This window comes from Actinacidiphila sp. bgisy167 (assembly GCF_057707665.1).
On sequence record NZ_JBYIQP010000018.1, the window covers coordinates 88,486 to 94,485 of the forward strand.

The 6,000-nt window shown below is 71.8% G+C and carries 5 protein-coding genes and 1 riboswitch; all 5 genes read left to right on the forward strand.

Features of this window, described 5'->3' with window-relative positions; genetic code table 11:
• Positions 1-18: 18 nt before the first annotated feature.
• Positions 19-336, forward strand: coding sequence for a hypothetical protein (locus AC3ET4_RS10185; RefSeq protein ID WP_488175926.1), 318 nt, complete (start codon positions 19-21; stop codon positions 334-336).
• A 365-nt stretch (positions 337-701) separates the two neighbouring features.
• Entirely contained in the window at positions 702-1,808 is a 1,107-nt protein-coding gene (gene rlmN / locus AC3ET4_RS10190; protein ID WP_431948218.1) for a dual-specificity RNA methyltransferase RlmN, read from the forward strand.
• A gap of 67 nt (positions 1,809-1,875) precedes the next feature.
• Positions 1,876-1,980: riboswitch (TPP riboswitch) on the forward strand.
• Positions 1,972-3,063: a thiamine ABC transporter substrate-binding protein gene (locus AC3ET4_RS10195; protein ID WP_431948220.1), complete on the forward strand. Its 1,092-nt coding sequence runs from the start codon at positions 1,972-1,974 to the stop codon at positions 3,061-3,063. (Overlaps the previous riboswitch by 9 nt.)
• Before the next feature lie 68 nt (positions 3,064-3,131).
• Positions 3,132-4,745: an ABC transporter permease gene (locus AC3ET4_RS10200; RefSeq protein WP_431948245.1), complete on the forward strand. Its 1,614-nt coding sequence runs from the start codon at positions 3,132-3,134 to the stop codon at positions 4,743-4,745.
• A complete protein-coding gene (locus AC3ET4_RS10205) occupies positions 4,745-5,770 on the forward strand; it encodes an ABC transporter ATP-binding protein (protein ID WP_431948222.1) in 1,026 nt (341 codons plus the stop codon). The genes AC3ET4_RS10200 and AC3ET4_RS10205 overlap by 1 nt, the downstream gene beginning before the upstream one ends.
• The last annotated feature ends 230 nt before the right edge of the window (positions 5,771-6,000 follow it).

Sequence of the window (6,000 nt, forward strand, 5' to 3'; positions counted from 1 at the left end):
TGAAGCCGAGGGGGCGCCATGATCCCGCTACGTTGTGTGGCGACCAGATTGACCGATGACGACTTTCCGGGATGGGTCGAGGTCACGCTGACCGACGCTCACGACCGCGCGTGGACGATCATCGACAAATGCCCGATCTTCGGCGGTCCGGACCATGGACCTGACACAACGTATCCGGTGGAGGTCACCGTGGACTGCAGGGTGCTTGCCCCCTTCACCGATCTCACAGCCGGCGGCGTGGTCAAGGTCTCTACTGACCCCCACAGCGTCGCCGCCGTGGACGGGACGGATGAGTTCGACGTCAGGACGGACGATCTGCTGAGCACCCCGCGATAGTCGTGCGTTCGTGCCAGAACGCACGGGGAGTCAGAGGGAAAGGCGCCCTAGGAGCGCCCCTTGTAGAGGTGCGCGAGGTCGATGCCCTTACCAGATGCGGTCGTCCTCGTCCAGCCGGCGATCCCAGCGGCACTCGATGAATGTGTCCGTCCCGATGACCGGAATTGTTCTTGGTCGGCGCGAAGAGTGCGAGGAGATCTCTGGTGCGTTGGCCGGCCCCTGGCGTCCTGGCCGGCGCCCGGACGAGTCCAGCTCGATGGCGTAGACGCCAGAATCCGACTGTATCCAGAAGCCACCTGAGAGTGACAGGAGCCTCACCCATCTGACCTGGGCGGCCCCAAACGATCTGCGACACTGGACGCACCATGCCTGCACCCGGAGAACTCACATTCGTCGCGCCGCGCGGAGCCAAGAAGCCGCCGCGGCACCTTGCCGATCTCTCGCCCGAGGAGCGCCGGGAGGCGGTCGCGGAGCTGGGGGAGAAGCCGTTCCGCGCCAAGCAGCTGTCGCAGCACTACTTCGCCCGGTACGCCGATGACCCCGCCGCCTGGACGGACATCCCCGCCGCGGCACGGGAGAAGCTGGCGGAAGGGCTGCTGCCGGACCTGATGTCCGTGGTGAGGCACAGCAGCACCGACAACGACACCACGCGCAAGACGCTGTGGCGGCTGTTCGACGGGACGCTGGTCGAGTCGGTGCTGATGCGCTACCCGGACCGGGTCACGATGTGCATCAGCTCGCAGGCCGGCTGCGGCATGAACTGCCCCTTCTGTGCGACCGGCCAGGCCGGGCTGGACCGGAACCTGTCGACCGGCGAGATCGTGCACCAGATCGTGGCGGGCATGCGCTCGCTGCGGGACGGGGAGATCCCGGGTGGGCCCGCGCGGCTGTCCAACATCGTGTTCATGGGCATGGGGGAGCCGCTCGCGAACTACAAGCGCGTCGTCGGCGCCATCCGCAGGCTGACCGACCCGGAACCGGACGGGCTCGGACTTTCCCAGCGGGGCATCACCGTGTCGACGGTGGGGCTGGTCCCGGCGATGCTGCGCTTCGCCGACGAGGGCTTCAAGTGCCGGCTCGCCGTGTCACTGCACGCGCCCGACGACGAGCTGCGCGACACCCTGGTGCCGGTGAACACCCGCTGGAAGGTGCGCGAGGTGCTGGACGCCGCGTGGCACTACGCGGACGTGTCCGGGCGCCGAGTCTCCATCGAGTACGCGCTGATCCGGGACATCAACGACCAGGCATGGCGGGCCGACCTGCTGGGCCGGCTGCTCAAGGGCCGCCGCGTGCACGTCAACCTGATCCCGCTGAACCCGACCCCCGGCTCGAAGTGGACGGCCTCGCGGCCGGAGGACGAGCGGGCGTTCGTGGCGGCGCTGGAGGCGCACGGCGTGCCGGTGACCGTCCGGGACACCCGGGGGCAGGAGATCGACGGCGCCTGCGGACAGCTGGCGGCTTCCGAGCGCTGATTCGCGCTTGCTATGGTGACGGTCGTTTCCGGCCATTGGCCGGGACGTCACCTAGAGCACACAAAAGAACATCCGACAGGGGAGCGCGCGAAGCGCTGAGAGTGCGGCTCGGCCGCAGACCCTCGGACCTGATCCGGGTCATACCGGCGTAGGGAGTCACCACATGAGCAGCACTCGTCGGCGTGCGGCCGGCACAGCACTGGCCGTCGCGCTGGGCGCGACCGTGCTCGCCGCCTGCGGCAGCAGCGGGGACACGGCCGGGGGCGAGAGCCGTGGCGCCGCCTCCAAGACCGTCACCCTGGTCAGCCACGACTCCTTCGCCGCGTCGAAGGGCGTGCTGAAGGCGTTCACCGACCAGACCGGCTACACCGTCAAGGTGCTGCGCGGCGGCGACGCCGGCGCCGCGGTCAACCAGGGCGTGCTGTCCAAGGGCAACCCCCAGGGCGACGTCTTCTTCGGCGTCGACAACACCCTGCTGTCCCGGGCCCTGGACAACGGCCTGTTCGCGCCGTACCGGGCCAAGGGCCTCGACAAGGTGCCCGCCGCGCTGCAGCTCGACGCCGGCAAGCACCGCGTCACCCCGATCGACTTCGGCGACGTCTGCGTCAACTACGACCGGAAGTACTTCACCGAGCACAAGCTGCCCGTGCCGCAGACCCTCGACGACCTCGTCAAGCCCGAGTACAAGGACCTGCTGGTCACCGAGAACGCCGCCACCTCCTCCCCGGGCCTCGCCTTCCTCCTCGCCACCACCGCGAAGTACGGCGACGGGGGCTGGGAGGACTACTGGAAGAAGCTCAAGGCGAACGGCGTCCAGGTCGTCGACGGCTGGGAGCAGGCGTACTACGACACCTTCTCGGGGGCCGGCGGCGGCAAGGGCGACAAGCCGCTGGTCGTCTCCTACGCCTCCAGTCCGCCCGCCGAGGTGCTCGGCCTGAAGACGCAGCCCGAACAGGGGCCGACGGGTGTCGCGACCGGCACCTGCTTCCGGCAGATCGAGTTCGCCGGGCTGCTCGAGGGCGCGAAGAACCCCGAGGGCGGCAAGGCGCTCGTGGACTTCCTGCTGAGCCGCACCTTCCAGGAGGACATGCCGCTCAACATGTTCGTCAACCCCGCCCGTGACGACGCCAAGCTGCCCGAGGTCTTCACCAAGTACGCGCCGGTCATCGCCGACCCGGCAACCGTCGCCCCGGAGAAGATCGCCGCGAACCGGGAGCAGTGGGTCACATCGTGGTCCTCGCTCGTGCTGAAGTAGCGAAGGCCGCCGAGCGGGGGAGCACCGGGGCGGCGGCCCTCCGCTCGCTCGCCGTACGGCTCGGTCTGATGGCCGTGCCGGCGGCGTTCTTCGGGCTGTTCTTCGGCTACCCGGTCGCCGCCATCGTCGCCCGCGGGCTCCGCGAGGGCGGGCGGTGGCGGTTCGGCCGGTTCACGGACGTCCTGGGCGATCCCGGCATCCTGCACGTGCTGTGGTTCACCTGCTGGCAGGCCGTCGCGTCCACCGCGCTGACCCTGGTGATCGCGCTGCCCGGCGCGTACTTCTTCGCCCGCTTCGACTTCCCCGGCAAACAGGTGCTGCGCGCGGTGGTGACCGTGCCCTTCGTGCTGCCGACCGTCGTCGTCGGCTCGGCCTTCCTGGCGCTGCTGGGGCGGGGCGGACTGCTCGACGACCTGTGGGGGGTGCGCCTGGACACCACGGTGTGGGCGATCCTCCTCGCCCACGTCTTCTTCAACTACGCCGTGGTCGTAAGGACGGTGGGCGGCCTGTGGGCGCAGCTCGACCCCCGGCAGGAGGAGGCCGCCCGTGTCCTCGGCGCCGGACGCCTCGCCGCCTGGCGCGAGGTGACGCTGCCTGCCCTGGCCCCCGCGGTCGCCGCGGCGGCGCTGATGGTCTTCCTCTTCACCTTCACCTCCTTCGGCGTCATCCAGATCCTCGGCGGTCCCACCTTCTCCACCCTGGAGGTGGAGATCTACCGCCAGACCGCGCAGTTGCTGGACCTGCCGACCGCGGCCGTGCTGACGGTCGTCCAGTTCGCCGCCGTCGCGGCGATCCTCGCCGTGCACGCCGGGACGGTCAGGCGCCGGGAGAGCGCGCTGCGGCTGGTGGACCCGGCCCGCACCGCCCGGCGGCCGCGCGGCACGGGCGAGTGGGGGCTGCTGGCGGGCGCGCTCGGCGCGGCCGCGCTGCTGATCCTGCTGCCGCTGGGCGTGCTGGCCGAGCGCTCCCTGCACGGCCCCGACGGCTACGGCCTCGGCTACTACCGGGCGCTGGGGTCGGTGACCGGCAGCGGCGGGACCTTCCTGGTGGCGCCGGTCGCCGCGGTGGGGAACTCGCTGCAGTACGCGGCCGCCGCCACCGTGATCGCCCTGGCCGTCGGAGGGCTGGCCGCGGCCGCCCTCACCCGGCGGGCCGGCCGCCTGGTGCGCGGCTTCGACGCCCTGCTCATGCTTCCGCTCGGCACCTCGGCGGTGACCATCGGCTTCGGCTTCCTCATCACCCTCGACGAGCCGCCGCTCGACCTGCGCTCCTCGTGGATCCTGGTGCCCCTCGCCCAGGCGCTGGTCGGGGTGCCCTTCGTGGTGCGCACCATGCTGCCCGTACTGCGCGCCGTGGACGACCGGCTGCGCGAGGCGGCGGCGGTCCTCGGGGCCTCCCCGCTGCGGGTGTGGCGCGAGGTCGACCTGCCGCTGGTCCGGCGGGCGCTGCTGGTGGCTGCCGGCTTCGCCTTCGCCGTCTCCCTGGGGGAGTTCGGCGCCACCGTCTTCATCGCCCGCCCGGACAACCCCACTCTGCCGGTCGCGGTCGCCCGCCTCCTCGGACGGGCCGGGGAGCTCAACTACGGACAGGCGATGGCGCTCAGCACCGTGCTGATGCTGGTGTGCGCAGGTGCGCTGCTGGCGCTGGAACGTATCCGCATCGACAGGTCGGGGGAGTTCTGATGACCCTGCTGCGACTGGACGGCGCGACCGTGCGCTTCGGCGGGCACACCGCCCTGGACGCCGTGGACCTGGAGGTCGCCGGGCACGAGACGGTCTGCGTGCTCGGGCCCAGTGGCAGCGGCAAGTCCACGCTGCTGCGGGTGGTCGCCGGGCTGCAGCCGCTGCATGCCGGACGCGTCCTGCTGGCCGGCCGCGACCAGGCAGGCGTGCCGACGCACCGGCGCGGCGTCGGCCTGATGTTCCAGGACCACCAGCTCTTCCCGCAGCGTGACGTCGCCGGCAACGTCGACTTCGGCCTGCGCATGCGGGGCGCCTCTCGTGCCGAGCGAGAGCGCACCGTCGCCGATTTGCTGGAGCTCGTCGGCCTGCCCGGGGCGCAGCGGCGCGCCGTGGCGTCCCTGTCGGGCGGTGAGCAGCAGCGCGTCGCCCTGGCCCGGGCACTGGCGCCGGGGCCGCGGTTGCTCATGCTCGACGAGCCGCTGGGGCAACTCGACCGCGGGCTGCGCGAGCGCCTGGTGGTCGAGCTGCGCGGGCTCTTCCGGCGGCTGGGCACCACGGTGCTGGCCGTCACGCACGACCAGAGCGAGGCCTTCGCGCTGGCCGACCGCGTCGTCGTCATGCGGGACGGCCGCGTCGAACAGGCAGGCACCGCGCTTGATGTGTGGCAGCGGCCGGCGTCCGAGTTCGTCGCGCGCTTCCTCGGCTACGACAACGTGGTGCCCGCCACCGTCACGGGCGACGCGGCCGACACCGTCTGGGGCAAGGTCCCCGTCCCCCCTGGCTCCCCGCAGGGCGCCGTGCGGCTGCTCGTGCGACCCGCCGGCGTACGGCTCGTCCCGGCCACGGACGGGCTGCGCTGCGATGTCCTCGCCCGGACCTTCCGGGGCGACCAGGTGACCCTCCTCCTTCGCCCTGAGGAAGGGCCGCGGCTGGAGGCGGGCTGCGCCTTGCGCGACGCCCCCGCCGAGGGCGACACGGTGGGTGTCGCCTTCTCGGCGGACGAGGTCGTCGTTCTGGGGGCGTAGCCCCGACGTCCGTCAGCAGCGCGCGCCACACCGCACTTCGGTGCGCGCGGCTGTGCTCGGCCCTCCCGCCGTCTGGCGCCCTTCGGGCGCAGAGCGCCGGCCGCGGACGGGGAGGTGGGGCCTTCCCTCCCCGGCGGTGTGCGGGTGGGGGGGGGGGGGGGGGGGAAGAGGTGGGGGGGGTAGTTCAGTGCCGGGATGTCGGTGAGGTGGATCCCGGCGATTGCCAGGGT